Origin of the sequence: Paraburkholderia rhizosphaerae (genome assembly GCF_004366595.1) — a bacterium.
In the GTDB taxonomy this organism is placed as follows: Bacteria; Pseudomonadota; Gammaproteobacteria; order Burkholderiales; family Burkholderiaceae; genus Paraburkholderia; species Paraburkholderia rhizosphaerae.
Map to the genome: position 1 here is coordinate 146,419 of NZ_SORE01000009.1, position 21,636 is coordinate 168,054.

Below are 21,636 nucleotides of genomic sequence, written 5' to 3' on the forward strand. Positions count from 1 at the left end.
CCGCGATGGTAAAATCGCGGCCAGCAAAGCAGGCCAGGCAGTCGCGGCTTTGCCGGCCACGGCTGGCGAAGGCGAGGAAAGTCCGGACTCCACAGGGCAGGGTGATGGCTAACGGCCATCCGTGGCGACACGCGGAACAGGGCAACAGAAAGCAAACCGCCGATGGCCTGGCGCAAGCCAGGATCAGGTAAGGGTGAAACGGTGCGGTAAGAGCGCACCGCGGCTGCGGCAACGTAGCCGGCACGGCAACCTCCACCCGGAGCAATTCCAAGTAGGCAGGCGCGCATCTTCGCGATGCAGGACGGGGCCCCCGTTCCGTCTGCGGGTAGGAAGCTTGAGCGCGTCAGCAATGGCGCGCCTAGAGGAATGGCTGCCACGCGCGATGTGTCTTCGGGCGCGCCGCGTGCACAGAATCCGGCTTATCGGCATGCTTTGCCGCTAAATGAAAAAACGCAGGCGCTGTGACAAGCGCCTGCGTTTCTTTTTTGCCGAGCACGATGCGTGTCGCGGCGGCAGGGACGTCCGGATCAGGCGTCAACAATGTCAAACGAGTGGGTCAATTCGGCCGTTTTGGCGAGCATGATCGACGCGGAGCAGTACTTGTCGTGCGACAGGTTAATCGCGCGTTCGACGGTGGCAGGGTTCAGATTTTTCCCGGTTACCGTGAAGTGGAAGTGGATCTTCGTGAACACCTTCGGATCTTCGCTCGCGCGTTCCGCCTTCAGCGTCACCGAGCAGTCGGCGATTTCCTGACGGCTTTTCTTCAGGATCATCACAACGTCGTACGCGGTGCATCCGCCGGTTCCGAGCAGCACCATTTCCATCGGACGCGGTGCCAGATTGCGGCCCCCGCCTTCGGGCGCGCCGTCCATCGCGACCAGATGACCGCTGCCGGTTTCTGCGGCGAAGGCCATTCCGTCCGGTCCCATCCAGTTCACTTTGCATTCCATGTGTGCTCCCACCGATTCGGCGCAAATTCGAGAGCGCATTGTAGCCCGCTGAATCGGGGTTCGCCCGGAGCTACTTTGCTTCGCATAGGGCTTGACTGTACCGCGAATGTTGCGGTGCATCACAGAGCGCGTTATGCGGGATTTCCCTAGATTCCATAGGGTTTCTCATCGACCTTCTTACACGCAAGTTCTGCGTTTCACGCGCGTTATCCATTGATTTTAAAGAATTTTTTCGAAACACTTAGAGGATGATCGACATGTCATATTGTGAAATTGAATTTCGCAATACAAATGTTCTTGCGTCGCACAAGCTGCGCTCATATAATCTGCTCATTGGTTGTCTCATCAAGTTGCATCGATGGACACCTCCGCATGTCTCCTCCACCCTCCTCCTAAGGTGGATTAAGCCCGAACCCAAGGTTCGGGCTTTTTTTCGTCCAGCATGTCGCCCGACTGCGGCGCGCGTGCGGCGAAGCGGCCAAAGTTTTGACTCCGGCCGACAATTCCCTTTATAATTCAGAGCTTTTCCGCATTCATGCCCGCGGAAGAAGAACAGGGAGCGCCTGCATAGCGTGACGGAAGCATCTAGAACTTCCCGGCAAACGTGACAGTGGACGAAAACGCGGACGAAAACGCGGACGAAAACGCGGACGAACATTCGGAAGTAACTCGAATCCACGCAGGAACAACACTGGGCATTGCAATTTTTTTGGATCGATCATGAAGACTTTTTCCGCAAAACCCAGTGAGGTGACGCGTGAATGGTACGTGATTGACGCGACGGATAAGGTTCTCGGCCGTGTCGCCAGCGAAGTGGCACGCCGTCTTCGCGGCAAACACAAGCCTGAGTTCACTCCGCACGTCGACACTGGCGATTTCATCATCGTCATCAACGCCGGCAAGCTGAAGGTCACGGGCAATAAGGTCACGGACAAGAAGTACTACCGTCACTCGGGCTACCCGGGCGGTATCTATGAAACGACGTTCGGCAAGATGCAGGAACGCTTCCCGGGCCGTGCGCTCGAGAAGGCGGTCAAAGGCATGCTGCCGAAGGGCCCGCTCGGCTACGCGATGATCAAGAAGCTGAAGGTCTACGCCGAAGCAACGCATCCGCATTCGGCGCAACAGCCGAAGGCGCTCGAGATCTAAGGGGAGCCCACATGATCGGTAACTGGAATTACGGTACGGGCCGCCGCAAGAGCGCTGTTGCTCGTGTCTTCATCAAGGCAGGCAAGGGCGACATCATCGTCAACGGTAAGCCCATCGCTGACTACTTCTCGCGCGAAACGTCGCTGATGATCGTGCGCCAACCGCTGGAACTCACGAATCACGGCGCCACGTTCGACATCAAGGTGAACGTGACGGGTGGCGGTGAGACGGGTCAAGCCGGTGCGGTTCGCCACGGCATTACCCGCGCGCTGATGGACTACGACGCGACGCTGAAGCCGGCGCTGTCGAATGCTGGTTTCGTCACGCGTGACGCACGTGAAGTCGAGCGTAAGAAGGTCGGCTTCCACAAGGCACGCCGCAGGAAGCAGTTCTCGAAGCGTTAATCGCTTCACGCCGGCTTTGCCGCGCAGCTTCGCGCGGTGGGAGTCAGCCTCGAAAAGCCGTTGTCGCCGTGTGCGTCAGCGGCTTTTTGTTTATTCGACGATTCGCTTTTGCAGTTTGTACGCCGGTCGCGAAACGCCCTGGAATGCTTCTGCGCCATGGCTATTCGTAAGAACCTATTGTTTTCATGGACTTCGGCACGATATCAGGATCGGCCCTACAATAGCGTTTAATGGCTTTTTTGGAGAGTTCGCATGAACGCAGTGACCGACACCCCCGTAGCCGAAATGCCGGCTCCGTTCGTTTTTACTGACGCAGCGGCTGAGAAGGTCAAGCAACTGATCGACGAAGAGGGCAATCCGGAGCTGAAGCTGCGAGTGTTCGTGCAGGGCGGCGGCTGCTCGGGCTTTCAATATGGTTTCACGTTCGACGAAGCGATCAACGAAGACGATACCGTGATGAACAAGAGCGGCGTCCAGCTGCTGATCGATTCGATGAGCTATCAGTACCTGGTCGGCGCAGAGATCGACTATAAGGACGACATCAACGGTGCGCAGTTCGTGATCAAGAATCCGAATGCGACGACGACGTGCGGCTGTGGGTCGTCGTTCTCCGTGTAATCGAATTGTCAAGTTTTTGTCGCATGAAAACGGGGCCTCGGCCCCGTTTTCCATTGGTGCCGCGCCAGCGCGCATCCGCCAGCGCGCATCCATTTGTGCGTATGGGTTCGCGCGTGATTGGCACGGAGTCAGCGCGGATAGAGCGCGCCGAGCACGCGCTCTCCCGCCGCTCCCGTCACCGCGGATAAGTTTCCGGGTTCACGGGCGACATGGCGCATTGCCAACCACGCAAACGCAAGCGGTTCGACCTGATGCGGCGGTACGCCGAGCGCGTCTGTCGTGAGCACCGGCGCGCCGCTTACTCCGCTTTCCTCCATCGCGCGTTGCAGCGCTTTCAGCACTTCCGCGTTGCGCGCGCCGCCGCCGCACACATAGAGCGCCTTGCAGTCCGGCGCATGGCGTTCGACTTCGCGAGCCACAGTGATCGCGGTCAGCGCCGTCAGTGTGGCCTGCACATCGGCCGGCTGCACCGTACTGAACGACTGCAGTTTCGCGTCGAGCCACGCCGGGTTGAAGAGATCGCGGCCCGTACTCTTGGGCGGCTGAAGCTCGAAGAACGGCTCGTCGAGCAATGCGTGCAATAACGGGCGATCAACCTGGCCACCGGCGGCGAAATGCCCGTGCTCATCGAAGGGCTTACCCAGGTGCCGTTGAGCCCATTCGTCGAGTAGCGCGTTTGCTGGTCCGCAATCGAAGCCTCGCACCGCGCCGTTCGCCGACAGGATCGTGATATTGCTGATGCCACCGAGATTGCAAACGACGCGTGTTTCGCCTTTTGCACCGAACACGGTTGCGTGAAAGGCCGGCACAAGCGGCGCGCCCTGGCCGCCCGCGGCAACGTCACGCGAACGGAAGTCCGCGACGATGTCGATATGAGTCATCTCCGCGAGAAGCGCCGGATTGTTGATCTGCCGTGTATACCCCTTTTCCGGCCGGTGCCGGACGGTCTGCCCATGTACGCCGATCGCGCGTACGTCTTCGGCGGACAGATTGCCGCTTCTAAGCAATTCGTGGCAGCACACGGTGTACCGCGCGGCGAGCGCATTGGCGGCCAGCGCTTCGCGCTCGATCTCGTTGTCGCCGGGCTGTTGCAGGCTGAAGAGCGCGTCGCGCAGCGTATCGGAAAAGCCCACGAACGCCTCCGAGCGGACGACAGGCGCTTTCCCAGTAGCAAATTCGACCGCGATGCCGTCCACGCCGTCCATACTCGTGCCCGACATCAGTCCGAAGTACACGCCATCTGCTTTTGCCGCTGCCTCTTTCGCCACGTAAGACTCCCTTTGGGCCGTTGTTTGCGAACAAGCCGCGTAGTACGCGGCGGTTCAGTACTACGCGCTCAAGCCCGCTCACCCGATTGTCGCGCAATGGCGCTCAAGAGCACAGGTGATGCGAGCAACTGCGCTTCGTACTACGCATGCATCATGCCTCATCTCAACAGCGTTGAAACCCTGGCCATTCGGCCAACGCTCGCAATTCCAGGCGTGCGACGGCTGCGATCCGCGTCAACTATGGGACAATCTCACTTTTTGCGATTCCCCGTTCCAGCATGAGCACCGAGTCCACGTCCAAACCCGCCTTTCCGATCACCGACGAAGTCCGTCATGCGCTTGCCGTCACGAAGCGCGGTGTCGACGAACTGCTGATCGAAGAGGAATTCGCGCAAAAGCTCGCGAAAAGCGCGGCGACCGGCACGCCGCTTCGCATCAAGCTCGGCCTCGATCCGACCGCGCCGGACATCCATATCGGCCACACCGTCGTGCTGAACAAGATGCGTCAGCTGCAGGACCTCGGGCACACGGTGATCTTCCTGATCGGCGATTTCACGTCACTGATCGGCGATCCATCCGGCCGCAATGCGACGCGTCCGCCGCTGACGCGCGAGCAGATCGAAACGAACGCAAAGACTTACTTCGACCAGGCGTCGCTCGTGCTCGACCGCGACAAGACGGAGATTCGCTACAACAGCGAGTGGTCGATGCCGCTTGGCGCGGACGGCATGATCAAGCTCGCGTCGCGCTACACGGTCGCGCGCATTCTTGAGCGTGAAGACTTCACGAAGCGCTTCCAAAGCGGTGTGCCGATTTCGATCCATGAGTTCCTGTATCCGTTGATGCAGGGCTACGACTCGGTTGCGCTGAATGCCGACCTCGAACTGGGCGGCACGGACCAGAAGTTCAATCTGCTGGTCGGGCGAGAATTGCAAAAGCAATACGGCCAGGAACAGCAATGCATCCTGACAATGCCGCTGCTCGAAGGGCTCGATGGCGTCGAGAAGATGTCGAAGTCGAAGAACAACTACGTCGGCATCAGCGAGAAGCCGGCTGACATGTTCGGCAAGCTGATGAGCATCTCCGACGACTTGATGTGGCGGTATTTCGAACTGCTGTCGTTCCGTCCGATGGACGAGATCGCCGGCTTCAAGCGTGAAACGGAGTCGGGTCGCAATCCGCGCGACTTCAAGGTGATGCTCGCGCAGGAGGTGGTCGCGCGCTTCCATTCGCAAGCGGATGCGCAGCGGGCGCTCGAAGACTTCAACCATCGCGCGAAAGGCGGCGTGCCGGACGACATTCCGTCCGTCACGCTCAGCGGCGCACCGCTTGCGATCGGCCAGTTGCTGAAGCAGGCTGGGCTCGCGCCGTCGACCAGCGAAGCGCTGCGCAATATCGAGCAGAACGGTGTGAAGATCGATGGCACCACGATCTCGGACAAGGCACTGAAGGTCGAAGCGGGCGAATACGTCGTGCAGGTCGGCAAGCGGCGTTTTGCGCGTATCAAGCTTTCGGCGTAATGCGCAACACGATCAAACGCGCCGCGAAGGGCCTGCGCACATCATTGCGAGGCGCCGCATGATCGCGCTCATCCAGCGAGTCAGAAATGCCGAGGTGCGCGTGCAAGATCGCGTAACCGGTGCGATTGGCGCCGGGCTCCTTGCACTTGTGTGCGCGGAACGTAGCGACACTGACGCGATCGCCGACCGGCTGCTCGCGAAAGTGCTTGGCTATCGGGTATTCAGCGATGCCGCGGGCAAGATGAACCTGAACGTGCAGAACATCGACGGTGCGGGCCGCGCGGGCGGTCTGCTGCTGGTATCGCAGTTCACGCTGGCGGCGGACACGAATAGCGGGCTGCGTCCGAGTTTCACGCCGGCGGCGCCCCCCGACGAAGGCAAGCGTCTGTTCGATTATTTTGTCGCGGCGGCGCGCGCGAAACATCCGATTGTCGAGACCGGCGAGTTCGGTGCCGAAATGCAGGTGTCGCTGGTGAATGACGGGCCGGTTACGTTCTGGCTGCAAGCGCGCGCATAGGGTTGTCCAGGCGGACTAGTCCAATCAGGTTGTCCAATTTCATGACCACGCAAATTCTCTTTATCCGGCACGGCGAAACGGACTGGAATCGCATCAAACGCATACAGGGGCATATTGACATCCCGCTTGCGGCGTCCGGCATCGCGCAGGCGCAGCGACTCGCCGCGCGTCTTGCGCACGAGTCCGGGCAGGGTGCGCGGCTTGACGCAATTTATTCGAGTGATCTGCAGCGTGCGCGGCAGACCGCACAACCGGTCGCGGACGCGCTTGGCATGTCACTGCTTTTAAACGAAGGCTTGCGTGAGCGTTCGTTCGGCGCGTTTCAAGGACACGACAGCGAAGAAATCGCGCAGCGTTTTCCCGACGAATATGCGCAATGGCAAACGCGCGATCCGGGTTTTGCGCCGCCTGAAGGTGAGTCGCATCGTGTGTTCTATCACCGGGTGCTGCATGCGCTTGAACCGATCGTTGCCGCACATCCGAACGGACGCATTGCATGCGTCGCGCACGGCGGCGTGCTCGACTGCGTGTACCGGTTCGCGCGTGGCATTTCGCTCGACGCGCCGCGCGACTACCCGTTACTCAACACGAGTGTCAATGTTGTCGATTTCGGCGGTGGCGGCGCGACGGTTGTGTCCTGGGCAGACGTTGAGCACCTCGATGGACACAGCGACGACGACAGCTTCTACAAATCGCCGCAAGCCGCGCGCTGAGTGACGCCGGCGCTAGCGCCAGGGTGTGGGATCGGAATCCCACAACCCGCGCACCTGGCTGGACGAATCCGGCGCGGCAAGGCCGAAATGCCGGTAGGTGAGCAGCGTCGCGACACGGCCGCGCGGCGTGCGTTGCAAATAGCCTTGCTGGATCAGGTACGGCTCGAGCACGTCTTCGATGGTGTCCCGCTCTTCGCCAATCGCCGCAGCGAGATTGTCGACGCCAACCGGGCCGCCATCGAACTTATGCAGGATCGCCTCGAGCAGCTTGCGGTCCATCAGGTCGAAGCCGACCGGATCGACATCGAGCATTTGTAACGCGGCGTCAGCCACTTTCGCTGTGATGTTGCCGTCCGCCTTCACTTCGGCGAAATCTCGCACGCGGCGCAGAAGGCGGTTCGCGATTCGCGGCGTACCGCGCGCACGTTTGGCAATTTCGAGCGCACCCTCCGGCACGATATGCGCACCCAATAGCGACGCGGAGCGCGTAACGATGCGCGCGAGCTCGCTGGCGTTATAGAACTCGAGCCGCGCGACGATGCCGAACCGGTCACGTAACGGGTTCGTCAGCATGCCCGCGCGGGTGGTCGCGCCGACCAGCGTGAACGGCTGCAGGTCGAGCTTGACGCTACGCGCCGCCGGCCCTTCGCCGATCATGATGTCGATCTGGTAGTCCTCGAGCGCCGGGTACAGGATTTCCTCGACGACCGGGGACAACCGGTGAATCTCGTCGATAAACAACACGTCATTCGCTTCGAGATTGGTGAGCAGCGCGGCGAGGTCGCCCGCGCGCTCGAGCACCGGCCCGGACGTTTGCCTGAGGTTCACGCCCATTTCCCGCGCGATGATGTGCGCAAGCGTGGTCTTGCCGAGGCCGGGTGGCCCGAACAGCAATACGTGGTCGAGCGATTCCGAACGGCGTTTCGCGGCTTCGATAAAGATCTCGAGCTGGCCGCGCACCTTTTCCTGACCGACGTATTCGTCGAGCTGGCGTGGGCGCAGCGCACGCTCAAACGCCTCTTCATTCGGCGACACGGGCGTGGCGGCGATGATGCGTTCGGCGGCGAGTTTGTCGGTTTCAATCATGACGGGCATTGTACCGCGCGCGGCCCGTTCACAAACCTGGCCGAACGGCCAGGGTGCGCGCGCGGCGGCGGCGTGAGATGCTTCGCTTCGTTGTCACACGCCGCTGGCCGCGCTCAAGGATCAGGTTTTCGATAGCGCCTTCAGCGCAAGCTTGATGCCATCGGAAACGCCCGTGCCCGCGGGCACATTCTTGATGGCGGCCAACGCTTCTTTTTCGGAGTAGCCCAATGCGAGCAGCGCATTCAGGATGTCGGACGCATGACCGGAAGCGGACGCCGCGCCCGCGGCTGCGCCCAGGTCGGCGCCCAGCTTGCCTTTGAGTTCGAGGAGCAAGCGCTCCGCGGTTTTTTTGCCAATGCCCGGTACGCGCGTGAGGCGCGCGGCGTCCTGCAGCGTGACGGTTTGCGATAGCTCCTGCACGCTCATACCGGACAGCACGGCGAGCGCCATGCGCGCGCCGATGCCACTGATCTTTAACAATTCGCGAAACGTCGCGCGCTCCTGCGCGGTGCCGAAGCCGTACAGCAGATGGGCGTCCTCGCGCACGATCAGCTGGGTGAGCAGCACGACCTTTTCACCTGTCGATGGCAGGTTGTAGAAGGTGCTCATGGGTACGTCGATTTCGTAGCCAACACCATTGCAGTCGATGAGCAGGTGCGGCGGATTTTTTTCCAGCAGAACGCCGGCGATGCGACCGATCATGATCGATTCAATCGTGAGGGAAAGCGCGAGTGTAGCGCAGCGCGCACGCGTACGGCGCGGGCCGAAAGGTTCTAACGGGCGTATCGCAGCGGCGTGAACGCGTCGGACAGCGACCGCCTGCGCGTACGATGCGAACCGGCGCTTGGCCTACCCGACGAGCCGCCCGCGACGCACGCGCAGGCCTTTCTTCGCCAGTGCCGGTGCAATGCCGCCAAGCGTGCTGAGCGTGCTGCCACCATGCGCGTGACAAATGGCCATGCCAAGCGCGTCGGCGGCGTCGGTGCCGGGCACACCGGAGAGTGTTAGCAGGCGCACGACCATCTGCTGCATTTGCTCTTTGGTGGCGCGCCCGTACCCGACCACTGCCTGTTTCAACTGCAGTGCGGTGTATTCGGCGACCGGCACGCCGCCTGCCACCAGTCCGCAGATCGCGGCGCCGCGAGCCTGGCCGAGCAGCAGCGTCGATTGCGGGTTGACGTTGACGAACACCTTCTCGATGGCCGCCTGATCGGGCGCGTGCTGGCGAATCAACGTGGAAATGCCGTCGAAAATGGTGCCGAGGCGCGATGGCAGATCGCCATCGGGTGTTTTGATGACGCCGCTTGCGACGTAGCTCAACTGGTGACCGGACTGATCGATCACACCGAAGCCAGTCACGCGCAGGCCGGGGTCGATGCCGAGAATTCTCATATCGGAAGGGCGGACTCAGTGCCTGCGATACTACAACGAATCGGATGTAAAACGGCCCGGCAGTGTGAAACTGCCGGGCCGTCCGCTGCACGAGTAGTGAACAGCGCGCACTGCGCGCCGCGCGCCACCTGCAGCAACGCAGATTAGTGGCGGAAGTGACGAACGCCGGTCACGACCATCGCGATGTTGTGTTCATCCGCGGCGGCGATCACCTCATCGTCGCGCACCGAACCGCCCGGTTGGATCACACAGGTCGCGCCCGCCGCGACGACCACGTCGAGCCCGTCGCGGAACGGGAAGAACGCGTCGGACGCAACCGCGGAACCGTTCAGCGACAGCCCCGCGTTTTGCGCCTTGATGCTCGCAATGCGCGCGGAATCCACGCGGCTCATCTGTCCGGCGCCTACGCCGAGCGTCATGCCGTTGCCGCAGAACACGATCGCATTGGACTTCACGAACTTCGCGACACGCCATGCGAACAGCAGATCGTCCATCTCCTTCGGCGTCGGGTAGCGCTTCGTCACGACACGCAGGTCGCGCGCCTGCACGTTCTTTGCATCGAGCGACTGCACGAGCAGCCCGCCGCCGACGCGCTTCAGGTCGAACGCGTTGTGACCGTCTCCGGGCGCGATTTCAAGCAACCGCACGTTCTGCTTGGCTGCGAACACTTGCCGCGCCGCACTGCTGAACGCCGGCGCGATCAGCACCTCGACGAACTGCTTCGCAACGGCTTGCGCGGTCGCCTCATCCACTTCGCGATTGAACGCGATGATGCCGCCGAACGCGGACGTCGGATCGGTCTGGAACGCCTTCGCATATGCTTCGTTCGCATCGGCGCCGGTCGCGACGCCGCACGGATTCGCGTGCTTGATGATCACGCAGGCCGCCACGTCGAATGTTTTTACGCATTCCCAGGCAGCGTCCGAATCGGCGATGTTGTTGTACGACAGCTCCTTGCCCTGCAGCTGCGTGTAGTTTGCGAGCGCGCCGGCCGGTACCGACAGGTCGCGATAGAACGCCGCGCTTTGATGCGGATTCTCGCCGTAACGCAGGTCCTGAACCTTCTCGTACGCAAGATTGAGCGTGGCCGGATAGGCGTTGCGGTCGCGGTGCTGCAGTTCTTCGGTAAGGCTCGTCAGGTAATTCGTGATCGCGCCGTCGTACTGCGCGGTATGCGCGAACACCTTGGTCGCGAGGCGGAAGTTCGTCTTGTAGCTGACCACATTGCGGTTCGCGCGCATTTCGTCGAGCACCGTTGTGTAGTCCACCGGGTCGACGACGACGGTTACGTCGCGGTGGTTCTTCGCCGCGGAGCGCAACATGGTCGGGCCGCCGATGTCGATGTTCTCGATCGCGTCTTCGAGCGAGCAGTCGTCCTTCGATACGGTCTGCACGAACGGATACAGATTCACCACCAGCAGGTCGATCGTCGGAATGCCGTGCTTCTCGAGCGCGGCCATGTGCTCGGGCAGGTCGCGGCGCGCGAGAATACCGCCGTGCACCTTCGGATGCAGCGTTTTCACGCGCCCGTCGAGCATTTCCGGAAAGCCCGTGTAGTCGGCCACTTCGGTGACCGCGAGGCCGGCATCCGCGAGCAGTTTCGCGGTGCCGCCGGTCGACAGGATCTTGACGCCGAGCGCCGATAGCGATTTCGCGAAATCGACGATGCCGGACTTATCGGAAACGGAGATGAGCGCTTGCTTGATCATGATGAAAACAGAAAAGCCGAAGAAGGCGTGGCAGGGCGCGCGAGCTACAGCAGACCGTGCTGTTGCAGCTTCTTGCGCAGCGTATTGCGGTTGATGCCGAGATACTCGGCGGCCAGCGACTGATTGCCGCCGGCCTGCTCGAGCACCACCTCGAGCAACGGTTTTTCGACGCACGAAATGACCATGTCGTACACATCGTGCGGGTTGGAGCCGTCGAGATCCTGAAAGTACATATCCAGGCTGTCGCGGACACATTGTTCGATATTGTGCTTGCTCATGCTGCTAATAAGTCGGATTGGTCCCGTTCGCCGTTGTTATTGGTGTCGTCTTCGACATACACGAGGCGATCGGAAATCGCCTTTTGCGCGTCGAAAAATTCATTCACCGCGAGCAACTGCTCGCGTGTCGAATCCAGCGTATTCATCCGATGGCGGAACACGTTGGCGCCGGAAAGGCCGCGAGTGTACCAGCCGATATGCTTGCGCGCAGTACGCACGCCTGTAAATTCCCCGTAAAACGCGTAGTGATCCTCGAGATGCTCGTTCATGACCTGCTGGATTTCATCGATGCGCGGCGCCGGCAACAGGTCGCCCGTTTGCAGAAAATGTTCGATCTCGCGGAACAACCACGGGCGTCCCTGCGCCGCGCGGCCAATCATGATTGCGTCGGCGCCGGTCGCGGCCAGCACGTCGCGCGCCTTGTGCGGCGACGTGATGTCGCCGTTCGCGACAACCGGAATGCCCACCGCCGCTTTCACCGCGGCGATCGTTTCGTACTCGGCTTCGCCGTGATACAGGTCCGCGCGCGTGCGGCCGTGCACGGTCAGCATCGAGATGCCCGCCGATTCTGCGAGGCGCGCGACCGTCAGCGCATTCTTGTTCTCGCGATTCCAGCCGGTGCGGATCTTGAGCGTGACCGGCACCGCATCCGGTCCGACGCCTACCGCATTCACAACCGCCTCGACGATACGCTGCACCAGCGGTTCGTTCTGCAGCAGCGCCGAGCCCGCCGCAACGTTGCACACCTTCTTCGCCGGACAGCCCATGTTGATATCGATGATCTGTGCGCCGTTCGCGACGTTGTAGCGCGCGGCTTCCGCCATCATCTGCGGATCAGCGCCGGCGATCTGCACCGCGATCGGTTCGACTTCGCCCGCGTGGTTGGCGCGGCGCATGGTCTTTTCGCTTTTCCATAGCTGCGCGTTCGATGCGACCATTTCCGACACCGCATAGCCCGCGCCAAGGCGCTTGCAGAGCTGCCGGAACGGCCGGTCCGTGACGCCTGCCATTGGGGCGACGAACAGGTTGTTGCGCAAATTGTGCGTGCCGATAACGGGCATGACCGGTAGAACTGCCCGCGGCGCACCACCCTGTCCGACAGCGCCGAAGAGGCGCCGAGACACGAATGGGGAACCGCGGATCGCGAGGGGAAAGTTTCTATTTTAACGTTAACGGCTCGTCACCAGACAGAGTTGAGTGCGTGATAACCCGTTATATCTTCTATGGAACTGCGCCTGGTCATAGAACAGAACGGCGCGTGGGTCACACGCGCCGTTCAGGCGGACGCGGCCAATGCCGCCGATCGCGCTTGCCGCAACCTGCGCGCCGTCGAAGAGCGCTTCTAGCGTCGTTGCCCGAACATCATTTGCCGCGCGAGCGCGGTTTTCACCGGCGGCACGAATTCGAGCGCGGTGAGCGCGAGGCCACGCAGCGAACCGAGTGCGGGGAAATCGACGGTAAACAAACGTGCAAGCGTGTCGGTCGCGCCGATCGTCAAGCGCCGGTCGAGCGCGCGGCTGCGCGCGAACGCAGCGAGTGCGAGCGGCGACGGGCCATGCTGCGACAGCGCGTCGGCCAGCGCATGCGCATCGCGCAGACCGAGGTTCAGGCCTTGTCCCGCGACAGGGTGCAGCGTCTGCGCGGCGTTGCCGATCGCGACGACGCGTCCGTTCACGAGCGCGTCGACAGTATTCAGGCCGAGCGGAAACGCCGCGCGTCCTTTGATTTGCGTAAAGCGGCCCATCCGGTCGCCGAACGCGATACCGAGCTCCTGCAGGAACGCGTCGTCGGGAAGTTGCGCGCGGCGTGCTGCTTCTTCGGGCGCGCAGCACCAGACAAGCGCATAGTCCGCACCGCGCACGCCACCGGTCGGCAGAAGCGCAATCGGCCCTTGCGATGTGAACCGCTCCCACGCGACATGCGGCCGTGGCGCCGACACGCTGACCGTGCCGACCAGTGCAGTCTGCCGATAGTCGCGCGAGCCGCCGCTACCGGCCTGCTGCTCGTGAAAGAGCCCACCTTCCGCGCTAACCAGCAGACGGCTGCGCAGCGTGCGCGTCACGCCGGCGCTGTCAATGCGCAGCGTAACCCCGTCGTTCTCCTGCACGGGTGTTTGCGCGGTGGTCGACTTGAACCAGTGCACAGGCGTCGCGTGCACCACCTGAGCGAGCGAATGCACGATCGAACCGTAGCGCAGCACGTAGCCAAGCGCGGGCAAGCCGTGTTCGGTGTGATCGATCAGGGTGCGCCCGAAATGCCCACGCTGTGATACGTGAATGCGATATATCGCGGTTGCGTCGGCTGGCCAGCGCAGCGGTTCGAGGATCATCCGGCTGCCTTGCGACACGGCGATCGAACGCGGATCGGATGCGGCATCCTCCGGTTCGCGGGCGTCGATCAGTGCGACCGACAACGTTCGCGTCGCGCTGCGCCGCGCGAGCCAGCCAGCCAGCGCCATCCCGACCGGGCCCGCACCGACGATCGTCACGTCGAAATCGAATGGCTCGCCCTGCCGCTCGTCGTGCAGGCGATTCGAACCGGGCCGCGCGCCGGTCCGGGAAGCGAGCGCCGTCGCATCGGCGCGCTCGCGGTGTTGCTGTTCCTGTTGCGGGGACCCACACAACGATCCGCCGGCTTGCGCTCCTTTCATCTGCCGCGTCTGATCCACAGTCGATCCGCTCATGCCGCCCCGCGCGCGGCGAGCGCCGTGTCCCGCGTCCGCGCGTCCCGCATCAACGCTTCGATTTGATCGGCGGCGACCGGTACGTCACGCGTCAGCAACTCGCAGCCGGTCGCGGTGACGACCGCGTCGTCTTCGATCCGAATACCGATGTCCCAGTACTTCTCGGGCACGTCTTCGGCGGCACGAATGTAGAGGCCCGGCTCGATCGTCAGCGTCATGGACGGCGCAAGCATGCGCGATGGCAGTGTCCGTTGCGCGTCCACGGGCGTGTTCGCGTCAGCCCGTCTGTCGTGGTAATCGCCGCAGTCGTGCACGTCCATCCCGAGCCAATGCCCGGTGCGATGCATGTAGAAGCGCGCGTAAGCGCGTTGCTCGATCACATCGTCGACTGTGGCAAAGCGCTCGCGGCTGACGATGCCGGTATCGAGCAGCCCTTGCGCGAGCACCCGCACCGCGGCTTCGTGAGGCGCATTGAACGCGACTCCGGCGCGTGTCGCATCGATCGCGGCCTGCTGTGCGGCGAGCACGATGTCGTACAGCTCGCGTTGCGCGGCGCTGAACCGGCCATTGGCGGGGAAGGTCCGCGTGATGTCCGATGCGTAGCCGTCCAGTTCGCATGCGGCATCGATCAGGATCAGATCGCCGTCGCGCGCGATCGCATTGCCGGCCGGGTAGTGCAGCACGCACGCATTCGCGCCCGCCGCGACGATCGACCCATAGGCCGGCGCTTGCGCGCCATATTTGCGAAACGTGTACAGCAGCTCCGCTTCCAGCTCGTACTCGTGCATGCCGGGCCGGCACGCGGCCATCGCGCGGCAATGCGCAAGCGCGGAGATGTGCGCGGCACGGCGCATCACGGCAAGCTCGTGGCTGTCCTTGAAGAGCCGCATTTCGTCGAGCAGCGGCAGCAGGTCGTGGACGGCGGTCGGCGCGAGCACGCCGCTACGGGCACGCGCGCGCACCGCATCGAGCCACTGGCGAACCTGCGCGTCAAGCTCCGGCGACGCGCCCAACGCATAGTGCAGCGCGGGCTTGTCCGCGATGATGCGCGGCATCTGCGTGTCGAGCTCGTCGAACGCAAAGGCGGCGTCGAAGCCGAATGCGTCGCGTGCGCCTTCCGGCCCGTAGCGGAATCCTTCCCAGGTCTCCCGCTCGACGTTCTTCGCGCGGCAAAAAAGAACCGACGCGGGCGCATCGGCGGCCGCGCTCGCGTCCAGCACGAGCAACGCTTGCGGCTCGGTGAAGCCGGTCAGGTAATAGAAATAGCTGTCGTGCCGGTACGGATAGTCGGCGTCGCGGTTGCGCAGCACTTCGGGCGCGGTCGGCACGATCGCGACACCGCCGCCGGCGGCTCGCAGTGCGGCCAGCACGCGCTCGCGCCGCTGACGATAGACGGCGACGGCCGCTGTCGGATCGAGAGAAGATTCGGTCGGCAGGTTCATCGTGCGATTGTAGCGCCCAATATGAAACCGCAACGCGAAAGGCCGACGCGAGGCGCCACCGGCCGGGCGACCCGCGTGCCGCAGCCCGCCGATGCGGCACCGGATTGCGGATCGCGATACATCGCGCAAGCGCGGCCGCAGTCGGTCCGCGAGGCTTGCGCGACGCGTTGCCGCATGCGGCCGCGTTGTTGCAAACCGCCCACACGCAGCACCGGCGCTGCTTGCGGGATGCTTCGACACCGTTTGAAACATCGCTATTCCACGTATACTTTCGCCCAGTCCAAGAAAAGGCAGAAGAAGTGATGAAACTCATCGGTTCACTGTCGAGCCCATTCGTCCGAAAGGCGCGGATCGTGCTCGCAGAAAAAAAGATCGATTACAAGCTGGTGCTCGACAACGTATGGTCCGACGAGACGACGATCCACACGTTCAACCCGATCGGCAAGGTGCCGTGCCTCGTGATGGAGGATGGCGAGGCCGTGTTCGATTCGCGCGTGATCTGTGAATACGTCGACACGCTGTCGCCGGTCGGCAAGCTGATCCCGCAGCCGGGGCGCGAGCGCATCGAAGTGCGCTGCTGGGAGGCGCTGGCGGATGGCATGATGGACGCCGCCGTGCTGGTGCGTCTCGAAGGCGTGCTGCGCGAGCCGGAGCAGCGCAGCGAAAAATGGCTGGCGCGTCAGCGCCGCAAGGTCGATGAAGGCCTCGTCGCGATGTCGCAGGGGCTTGGCAGCAACGCGTGGTGCGCCGGCAATCGCTACTCGCTGGCGGATATCGCGGTCGGCTGCGCGCTTGGCTATCTCGACTTCAGAACGCCTGAGTTGAACTGGCGCGAGTCGCATCCGAATCTGGACAAGCACTACCAGAAGCTATCGCAGCGGCAATCGTTTATCGACACGGTGCTGGCGGCCTGAGCCGCAGATTCATATCAGCACAAGGCGCGCGCGACAGCGCGCCTGCCGCATGCGCAACCGCACCGCGCAGCAGCATGCGCGGCGGCATGCGACTGCACATCCTTCGGGCTTCGACCTCAAGCCTCGACGCTTGTCACTTCCGGCGTGAATGAATCGCTGCGCGCGACCGGCCACCATTTCTCATACAGCGTGTAGCGGTAGTTGCCGTTGAGCAGATCGTTCGGCTCGAGGTACTTCAGCAGATCGCACATCAACCGCACTTCGTACGACGACACGCGCCGCACGATATGATGCGGCCGCAAATCGGACGGATGCCGCAGCCCCGCCGCCTGCACGATCTCCTGCAGCGCATGCAGCGTGTTGTGGTGATAGTTGAACACGCGATCGGACTTGTCCGGCACGATCAGCGCGCGCTGACGCACGGGGTCCTGGGTTGCAACCCCGGTCGGGCAGCGGCCGGTATGGCAGGTCTGCGCCTGGATGCAGCCGACCGCGAACATAAAGCCGCGCGCCGCATTGACCCAGTCCGCGCCGATCGCGAGCGTCTTCGCGATATCGAACGCGGTGATCATCTTGCCGCTCGCGCCGATGCGGATGCGGTGACGCAGCCCGATGCCGACCAGCGTGTTACGCACTAGCAGCAGGCCTTCCTGCAGCGGCACGCCGATATGATCGGTGAACTCCAGCGGCGCCGCGCCGGTGCCGCCCTCCGCGCCGTCGACGACGATAAAGTCCGGCAGGATGCCGGTTTCCAGCATCGCTTTCGCAATGCCGAAGAACTCCCATGGATGTCCGATGCACAGCTTGAATCCGGTCGGCTTGCCGCCCGACAGATTGCGCAGCCGCTCGACGAACTCGAGCAGGCCGCGCGGCGTCGAGAACTCGGAATGCGATGCCGGCGACACGCAATCGCGGCCCATCGGCACGCCGCGCGTCTCGGCAATCTCTGGGGTGATCTTCGCGGCCGGCAACACGCCGCCGTGACCGGGCTTCGCTCCCTGCGACAGCTTGATTTCAATCATCTTCACCTGTGGCTCGCGCGCCTGCTTCGCGAACTTGTCGGCGTTGAAGCTGCCGTCTTCGTTGCGGCAGCCGAAGTAGCCGGACGCGATTTCCCAGATGATGTCGCCGCCATGCTCGCGATGATGCTGCGACATCGAGCCTTCACCGGTGTCATGCGCGAAGCCGCCTTTCTTCGCGCCGAGATTGAGTGCGCGGATCGCATTGGCCGACAGCGAACCGAAGCTCATCGCCGAGATGTTGAAGATCGACATCGAGTACGGCTGCTCCCGTTCGTCGCCGACCACGATGCGGAAGTCGTGATCGTCGAGCTTCGTTGGCGCAAGCGAGTGGCTGATCCATTCGTGGCCGACCGCCTTCATGTCGACTTCGGTGCCATAGGGGCGGCTATCGGGTTCGTTTTTCGCGCGCTGGTAGACGATGCTGCGCTGCGCGCGAGAGAACGGTCTTTCCTCGGTATCGTCTTCGACGAAGTACTGGCGGATTTCCGGCCGGATGAACTCCAACATGAAGCGGAAGTGGCCCCACAGCGGATAGTTCCGCAGAATCGCGTGCCGATGCTGTGTCAGGTCCCATGCGCCGAGTACCACGAAAAGCGCGGGCACGATCAGCCAGAACCATGCGATGTGCGCGGTGACGGCGAGCGCCGCGCAGGCCACGGTGAGCAGCACCGCGCACCACATCGCCAGATAACGTCGAGAAAACATGGGGACTCCGTTGCAGTGAATGCGCCGCGGCGGGATCGTTCGTCGCATCGCGAACGGAACCGCCGCGGGGTTAGGGCATGGAGCGCTACGCGCGGGCGGCATGCGAAGCCCGGGGTACGAAACCCGGGTTGCGCACACCTATCGCATCTTCCATCGCGTTCGCCTGCGCTTTGGCAGCTTCGACAATTCCCCTTCAGCGCGCGGCGAGCGCGGTATCGCGACGCGCCTGCGTCGCAGGCTGCGCGGTCGCCGCATGCTCGATGATGCCGCCGCCCAGGCAAATGTCGCCATCGTAGAGCACCGCGGATTGTCCGGGTGTGACGGCCCATTGCGCGTCGTCGAAATGCAGCGAGAACTGTCCCGGCTGCGTTCCGGCGTGCGAGAACGTGCACGCCGCATCGGCTTGCCGGTAACGCGTTTTCGCGCCGCACGCGAAGCCTTCGGCCGGCGCATCGCCCGCGACCCAACTCGTGTTGCCGGCGATCAGCGTTTCGCTGAGCAGCCACGGATGGTCATGACCCTGCGCGACGTAAAGCGTGTTCGACGCGATGTCCTTGCCCGCGACGAACCACGGCTCCCCGCTGCCGTCCTTGCTGCCGCCCAGGCCAATGCCTTTACGCTGGCCGAACGTATAGAACGCGAGGCCGATATGTTCGCCGACCCGCTTGCCGTCGGCGGTCTTCATCGGGCCGGGTTGGGTTGGCAGGTAGCGGTTCAGGAACTCACGGAACGGCCGCTCGCCGATAAAGCAGATGCCGGTCGAATCTTTTTTCTTCGCATTCGGCAGACCGATCTTTTCGGCGATCTCGCGTACTTTCGTTTTAGGAATCTCGCCGAGCGGGAACATCGTTTTCGACAACTGCGCCTGGTTCAGCCGGTGCAGGAAGTACGACTGATCCTTCGTATGGTCTTTCGCCTTCAGCAATTCGAAACGCCCGTCGACTTCGCGCACGCGGGCATAGTGCCCGGTTGCGATCGTTTCCGCGCCGAGCGACATCGCGTGATCGAGGAACGCCTTGAACTTGATTTCCGCATTGCACAGCACGTCCGGATTCGGCGTGCGGCCAGCCGAGTATTCGCGCAGGAATTCGGCGAACACACGGTCTTTGTATTCGGCGGCGAAGTTCACCGCTTCGACGTCGATGCCGATCAGATCGGCTACCGACACGACGTCGATCCAGTCCTCGCGGGTCGAACAGTATTCGCTGTCGTCGTCGTCTTCCCAGTTCTTCATGAACAGGCCGACGACGTCGTAGCCCTGTTCCTTCAGCAGCCACGCGGTCACCGACGAATCGACGCCGCCCGACATGCCTACTACGACTTTCTGCTTGCTCATCTCGTTGTGCCTGCTGCTTTCTTTATCGGGGAGGCCCGACCGAATGCGTGTGCACGAAGTCGAGCGGGAAACGCCGGCCCGCGAGGTAATCGTCGATGCAGCGCATCACGAGCGGCGTGCGATGCCGTTCGGGACACGCGCGCAATTCGTCGGCGCTCATCCATACCGCACGGACGATGTCCGGATCGAGTGCGCGGTTCTCGGGCGCGCCGGCCGATCCGCAGAACGTAAAGCGCAGATACGTCGTGCCGCTGCTGTCCGCGCGCGCGAAATGCGTCATGTAGACGCCGACCAGCGCGTCGGGTGTGAACGGGTGCGCGGTTTCCTCGAGCGTCTCGCGAACCACGGCCTCGGCGAGCGTTTCGCCCGCTTCGAGGTGCCCGGCCGGCTGGTTCAACCGCAGCCCGGCGGGCGTGTGTTCCTCGACGACCAGAAAGCGCCCGTCGCGCTCGACGAGAGCGGCGACCGTCACGTGCGGAGCCCAGGTTTCCGGTTTCATGGGCCGCTATTTTACCGTTTATGAGGTTTCGCCGCGCGGCGCCTGCCGGCCGCCTGCTGGCCGCTTATCTGCCGCTTGACTCTGATTTGCCGGCTGCCGCGTTTTGCCCACGAGCCCACGGCCCGCATGAAATCTGGCGCCGGCCCGGCGCCCCGACAAATCTGGCTCGCGCGCCGGGGTTTCGGTTAAAGTGACACAGTAGCCGTTGCATTGAGCAAGCCGGCGAGCCCTCGTCGGCAAGTCCGTCAAACAAGAAGGTCGAGGAGGAGTTCACGATGCACATCGGAGTGCCAGCCGAGACGCGCGCGTACGAAACCCGCGTCGCCGCGACCCCCGAGACGGTCAAAAAGTATGTGTCGCAGGGCCACCGGGTGACGGTGCAAAGTGGCGCCGGGGCGCCCGCGAGCTTTCCCGACGACGCATATGTGGCCGTTGGCGCGGAAATTACCGATGCGGCGGGCGCCTTCGCCGCCGATCTCATTCTCAAAGTCCAATCGCCGACCGAAGCCGAACTGCCGTTGATGAAGCGCGGCGCGACGCTCGTCGGCATGCTCGATCCGTTCAATGCGGACAACGCCGCGCGGCTGGCGGCGACGGGCGTCACCGCGTTCGCGCTCGAAGCGGCACCGCGCACGACACGCGCGCAGAGCCTCGACGTGCTGTCGTCGCAGGCGAACATCGCGGGTTACAAGGCGGTGCTGCTCGCCGCGGACCTGTATCCGCGCTTCATGCCGATGCTGATGACGGCAGCCGGCACCGTGAAGGCCGCGCGCGTGCTGATATTGGGCGCGGGCGTCGCGGGCTTGCAGGCGATCGCGACCGCGAAGCGTCTCGGCGCGGTGATCGAAGCGTCCGATGTGCGTCCCGCGGTGAAAGAGCAGATCGAGTCGCTCGGCGCGAAATTTCTCGACGTGCCGTACGAAACCGACGAGGAACGCGAAGCGGCCGAAGGCGTCGGCGGCTACGCGCGGCCGATGCCGCCCTCATGGCTCGTGCGCCAGTCTGCTCTTGTGCATGAGCGCGCGCGGCAGGCCGACATCGTGATCACGACTGCGCTGATTCCGGGCCGCCCCGCGCCGACGTTGATCTCCGTGGAAACGGTGCAGGCGATGAAACCCGGCTCGGTGCTGATCGACCTCGCAGCCGGCCGCGGCGCGGAGTTCGACGGCCGGCGCGGCGGCAACTGTCCGCTCACCGAACCGGACAAGGTCGTCACGAAGCACGGCGTGACGCTGGCCGGCTTTACGAACCTCGCGTCGATGGTGCCGGCCGACGCGTCGTCGCTGTATGCGCGCAACCTGCTCGACTTCATGAAGCTGATTGTCACGAAGGAAGGCACGCTCAATATCGATCTGGCGGACGACATCGTCGCGGCGACGCTGCTCGTGCGCGACGGCGCAGTCGTGCGCGCGGCCTGATCGCGATCATCCG

21 protein-coding genes and 1 other RNA gene are annotated in these 21,636 nt (G+C 63.1%); 9 read left to right on the forward strand and 13 right to left on the reverse strand.

Features of this window, described 5'->3' with window-relative positions; translation table 11 throughout:
• Nucleotides 1-25: 25 nt before the first annotated feature.
• Nucleotides 26-438, forward strand: an RNA gene (rnpB, locus tag BX592_RS13950) — RNase P RNA component class A.
• 89 nt (nucleotides 439-527) lie between these two features.
• Here rnpB and BX592_RS13955 read toward each other — a convergent pair.
• On the reverse strand, nucleotides 528-950 hold the full coding sequence (locus BX592_RS13955; RefSeq protein WP_134192481.1) for an OsmC family protein: 423 nt from the start codon (nucleotides 948-950) through the stop codon (nucleotides 528-530).
• Between the two features lie 720 nt (nucleotides 951-1,670).
• On the opposite strand from BX592_RS13955, the gene rplM reads away from it, so the two are divergent.
• The 3 genes from rplM (at nucleotide 1,671) to erpA (ending at nucleotide 3,121) form a co-directional block, all read left to right on the forward strand.
• Nucleotides 1,671-2,099 (forward strand): 50S ribosomal protein L13, encoded by a 429-nt coding sequence (gene rplM, locus BX592_RS13960; protein WP_134192376.1) that lies wholly within the window; start codon nucleotides 1,671-1,673, stop codon nucleotides 2,097-2,099.
• Between the two features lie 11 nt (nucleotides 2,100-2,110).
• Nucleotides 2,111-2,503, forward strand: coding sequence for a 30S ribosomal protein S9 (rpsI, locus tag BX592_RS13965; protein WP_134192377.1), 393 nt, complete (start codon nucleotides 2,111-2,113; stop codon nucleotides 2,501-2,503).
• A 252-nt stretch (nucleotides 2,504-2,755) separates the two neighbouring features.
• Nucleotides 2,756-3,121, forward strand: a complete 366-nt coding sequence (erpA, locus tag BX592_RS13970) for an iron-sulfur cluster insertion protein ErpA (protein WP_134192378.1) — start codon at nucleotides 2,756-2,758, stop codon at nucleotides 3,119-3,121.
• 128 nt (nucleotides 3,122-3,249) lie between these two features.
• Here the strand turns inward: erpA and BX592_RS13975 are convergent, their stop codons facing one another.
• Nucleotides 3,250-4,389: an anhydro-N-acetylmuramic acid kinase gene (locus BX592_RS13975; protein ID WP_134192379.1), complete on the reverse strand. Its 1,140-nt coding sequence runs from the start codon at nucleotides 4,387-4,389 to the stop codon at nucleotides 3,250-3,252.
• A gap of 278 nt (nucleotides 4,390-4,667) precedes the next feature.
• Here BX592_RS13975 and tyrS point away from each other — a divergent pair, with 278 nt between their 5' ends.
• From tyrS to BX592_RS13990, 3 genes are read left to right on the forward strand one after another with little or no spacing between them, the layout of a single operon-like run.
• Nucleotides 4,668-5,909 carry a tyrosine--tRNA ligase gene (gene tyrS / locus BX592_RS13980; protein WP_134192380.1) on the forward strand — a complete coding sequence of 414 codons (1,242 nt, stop codon included), beginning with the start codon at nucleotides 4,668-4,670 and terminating at the stop codon, nucleotides 5,907-5,909.
• 58 nt (nucleotides 5,910-5,967) lie between these two features.
• Nucleotides 5,968-6,426 carry a D-aminoacyl-tRNA deacylase gene (dtd, locus tag BX592_RS13985; protein ID WP_134192381.1) on the forward strand — a complete coding sequence of 153 codons (459 nt, stop codon included), beginning with the start codon at nucleotides 5,968-5,970 and terminating at the stop codon, nucleotides 6,424-6,426.
• A 41-nt stretch (nucleotides 6,427-6,467) separates the two neighbouring features.
• On the forward strand, nucleotides 6,468-7,139 hold the full coding sequence (locus tag BX592_RS13990) for a histidine phosphatase family protein (protein WP_134192382.1): 672 nt from the start codon (nucleotides 6,468-6,470) through the stop codon (nucleotides 7,137-7,139).
• A gap of 12 nt (nucleotides 7,140-7,151) precedes the next feature.
• On the opposite strand, the gene ruvB is transcribed toward BX592_RS13990, so the two are convergent.
• The 8 genes from ruvB to BX592_RS14030 form a co-directional block, all read right to left on the reverse strand.
• Entirely contained in the window at nucleotides 7,152-8,225 is a 1,074-nt protein-coding gene (gene ruvB / locus BX592_RS13995) for a Holliday junction branch migration DNA helicase RuvB (RefSeq protein WP_134192383.1), read from the reverse strand.
• 120 nt (nucleotides 8,226-8,345) lie between these two features.
• Nucleotides 8,346-8,927, reverse strand: coding sequence for a Holliday junction branch migration protein RuvA (gene ruvA / locus BX592_RS14000; protein WP_134192384.1), 582 nt, complete (start codon nucleotides 8,925-8,927; stop codon nucleotides 8,346-8,348).
• 147 nt (nucleotides 8,928-9,074) lie between these two features.
• Nucleotides 9,075-9,617, reverse strand: coding sequence for a crossover junction endodeoxyribonuclease RuvC (gene ruvC / locus BX592_RS14005; RefSeq protein WP_134192385.1), 543 nt, complete (start codon nucleotides 9,615-9,617; stop codon nucleotides 9,075-9,077).
• Nucleotides 9,618-9,760: 143 nt separating this feature from the next.
• Complete coding sequence (purH, locus tag BX592_RS14010) at nucleotides 9,761-11,326, reverse strand: bifunctional phosphoribosylaminoimidazolecarboxamide formyltransferase/IMP cyclohydrolase (protein ID WP_134192386.1); 1,566 nt, start codon at nucleotides 11,324-11,326, stop codon at nucleotides 9,761-9,763.
• 44 nt (nucleotides 11,327-11,370) lie between these two features.
• Entirely contained in the window at nucleotides 11,371-11,604 is a 234-nt protein-coding gene (locus BX592_RS14015) for a Fis family transcriptional regulator (protein WP_075158126.1), read from the reverse strand.
• Entirely contained in the window at nucleotides 11,601-12,665 is a 1,065-nt protein-coding gene (gene dusB, locus BX592_RS14020) for a tRNA dihydrouridine synthase DusB (protein WP_134192387.1), read from the reverse strand. Before dusB ends, BX592_RS14015 begins: the two co-directional genes overlap by 4 nt.
• A 281-nt stretch (nucleotides 12,666-12,946) precedes the next feature.
• Nucleotides 12,947-14,287 carry a UbiH/UbiF/VisC/COQ6 family ubiquinone biosynthesis hydroxylase gene (locus tag BX592_RS14025; protein WP_243849538.1) on the reverse strand — a complete coding sequence of 447 codons (1,341 nt, stop codon included), beginning with the start codon at nucleotides 14,285-14,287 and terminating at the stop codon, nucleotides 12,947-12,949.
• Complete coding sequence (locus tag BX592_RS14030) at nucleotides 14,284-15,729, reverse strand: aminopeptidase P N-terminal domain-containing protein (protein WP_134192388.1); 1,446 nt, start codon at nucleotides 15,727-15,729, stop codon at nucleotides 14,284-14,286. The genes BX592_RS14025 and BX592_RS14030 overlap by 4 nt, the downstream gene beginning before the upstream one ends.
• 302 nt (nucleotides 15,730-16,031) lie before the next feature.
• On the opposite strand from BX592_RS14030, the gene BX592_RS14035 reads away from it, so the two are divergent.
• Complete coding sequence (locus tag BX592_RS14035) at nucleotides 16,032-16,643, forward strand: glutathione S-transferase C-terminal domain-containing protein (RefSeq protein WP_134192389.1); 612 nt, start codon at nucleotides 16,032-16,034, stop codon at nucleotides 16,641-16,643.
• Nucleotides 16,644-16,759: 116 nt separating this feature from the next.
• On the opposite strand, the gene BX592_RS14040 is transcribed toward BX592_RS14035, so the two are convergent.
• The 3 genes from BX592_RS14040 to BX592_RS14050 form a co-directional block, all read right to left on the reverse strand.
• Nucleotides 16,760-18,370 carry an FMN-binding glutamate synthase family protein gene (locus BX592_RS14040; protein ID WP_134192390.1) on the reverse strand — a complete coding sequence of 537 codons (1,611 nt, stop codon included), beginning with the start codon at nucleotides 18,368-18,370 and terminating at the stop codon, nucleotides 16,760-16,762.
• Between the two features lie 193 nt (nucleotides 18,371-18,563).
• On the reverse strand, nucleotides 18,564-19,706 hold the full coding sequence (gene mnmA, locus BX592_RS14045) for a tRNA 2-thiouridine(34) synthase MnmA (protein ID WP_134192391.1): 1,143 nt from the start codon (nucleotides 19,704-19,706) through the stop codon (nucleotides 18,564-18,566).
• Nucleotides 19,707-19,728: 22 nt separating this feature from the next.
• A complete protein-coding gene (locus tag BX592_RS14050) occupies nucleotides 19,729-20,205 on the reverse strand; it encodes an NUDIX hydrolase (protein WP_134192392.1) in 477 nt (158 codons plus the stop codon).
• Nucleotides 20,206-20,480: 275 nt separating this feature from the next.
• Here BX592_RS14050 and BX592_RS14055 point away from each other — a divergent pair, with 275 nt between their 5' ends.
• Nucleotides 20,481-21,623, forward strand: coding sequence for a Re/Si-specific NAD(P)(+) transhydrogenase subunit alpha (locus BX592_RS14055; protein ID WP_134192393.1), 1,143 nt, complete (start codon nucleotides 20,481-20,483; stop codon nucleotides 21,621-21,623).
• The last annotated feature ends 13 nt before the right edge of the window (nucleotides 21,624-21,636 follow it).